Genomic DNA, 1,961 nt, shown 5'->3' on the forward strand with positions numbered 1-1,961 from the left:
CCGGTTAACCGGCGCCCGAGGCGGCCGGGGCCGTCACCGCCCCGACCACGAGCAGACCGACGATCGACGCGAGAGCCACCGCGCGCGTCCATGCGCGCCGTGACCACGTCCGGTCTTCCGCCATGCCTGCCCCTGCCGTCCGGGCAATCGTATCCGTCGGGCGCGTCGCCCCGGCGAGCCCGCCCGCTCATCGTCCGTCCACGGACCCGGGAGAACGGTGCGCGCGATGCACGACGAGCGCGAGGTGGAGAGCCGCGAGCACCTCGCCGTCGTCGAGGTCGACGCCCAGCACCCGCTCCGCGAGATCGAGGCGCTGATAGAACACGGAGCGCGAGACGTGCGCCGCTGCGGCGGCGGCCGTGCGATTGCCGGGGTGTGCCACGACGGCGGACAGCGCGGCGAGCAGGTCGCGACGCCGCGTCGGCGGGGCGGCGAGGACGGGGGCGAGGAGGTTCTCGCCGTGCTCGAGTAGACGGTGGTCGCCGCGCAGCGCGGAGACGAACCGGACGAGCGGATGCCGCACGACCCAGTGCACCTCGCCCTCCGGCAGGTCGCCCACTTCGGCGAGGTCCAGCGCCTGCTCGAGGGAATCGAGCAGGCGCGGCATGGCGGCTTCCCCCGTCGCCCCCTCGACGCGGGGACCGACGGACAGCCGCGGCGGCGGCCCGTCGCCGCGCAGGCGGGCCAGAAAGCGGTCGGCGGGCGCCCCCGCGAACGTCGTCGACGCGGGAAGAGCCGCGAGGACCGGCATCCATCCCGCCGCTCGCTCGGCGGCCCCGCGAGGTGTTCCGCAGAGTGCGCGGCCGCCGAGCTCGGACGCCGCGGCCTCGACGGCGGCCGCCGTGGCGCCATCGGTCGCGAGGCCGAAGAGTACCGCTCGGCCGAGATCCACACCCGCGGCACCGAGCAGGGCGACCACCTCCTCCGCCGAGCCGTAGCGGCCGCCGAGGAGCGCGTCCATCAGCCGGCGGCGGCCGAGGCGGGCCCAGTCGTCGCCGTCCGGGTCGGCCAGGCGTCCGAGCGCGAGCGCGGTCGCCCCCTGTTCGAGCACCGCGCGACGCCCCGCTGGATGCCCGGGTCCCGCGAGCGCCACCAGGGTCGCCCAGCGGATGCCGCGGGCCTCCACCGCCACGATCGAGCGACCCTCGTCGCCGTCGTCGCTGAGCCGACGCGACCGCTCCTGCCAGTCGTCGAGCACCGCGGGAGTGGCATCCGCGAGCTCGGCGACGATGACCTCGTGCGCGAGCGACTCCAGCACGACGGGCGCGCGAAGCGTGTGGGCGAGGCGTTCCACGACGTAGTCCGCGGGCGCACCGCGCAGCGCGAGGGACGTGAAGAGCGTGCGCACCTCGTCCCGGGCGCGCAGGGCGGCGGTCTGGTCGTCGATGATGCGCCGGTGCACCTGCTCGGTGACGGACACGAACTTGATCTCGCGGTGCAGGGCGATCAGCGCGAGGCCCGCGGCCGTCGCCGCCTGGACCACGACGGCGGGGACGTACCGGTAGTGCGCGCCGAGCTCGATGACGATCCCGACCAGGCCCGCGCGGACGAACTCGGCGACGAGGGCGCGGAGATCCGCCGGCTCGGCCGGCCACGCGGACGCCGTCGTCAGGAGCAGCTCACCGCCCTCGAGGAGCCGCGCGACCCCGGGACTGTCCGACACGTGCACCCACCGCACGGGGCTCGACAGCGCGTCGCCGCCGACCAGCACTTCCGGCGCACCCGCGGTCAGGGCGGGCGACTCCAGCACCTCGGCGAGCGTGGGGAGACCGCGGTCGAGCACGGCATCCGCGGCATCCGGACGATCTGTCCGGTCCGGACGTTCTTCGCGACGATCAGCCATGCGCGCCAGCCCCTCCCTGTGCCGCAAATTCGGAGTGAACACCCCTACGCGCTCCCGGTCGATCTGTCCGGACGACCGGGTATCTCGAGGAGGATCCGCATGACCGTCATCCACCACC

The 1,961-nt window shown here is 75.1% G+C and carries 1 protein-coding gene; it reads right to left on the reverse strand.

The features are described 5' to 3' along the window. Window positions 1–187: 187 nt before the first annotated feature. A complete protein-coding gene (locus I5G_RS04670) occupies window positions 188–1,843 on the reverse strand; it encodes a PucR family transcriptional regulator (protein ID WP_083896552.1) in 1,656 nt (551 codons plus the stop codon). Between the last annotated feature and the right edge of the window lie 118 nt (window positions 1,844–1,961).

Source organism: Microbacterium sp. B19, from assembly GCF_000333395.1.
GTDB lineage: Bacteria > Actinomycetota > Actinomycetes > Actinomycetales > Microbacteriaceae > Microbacterium.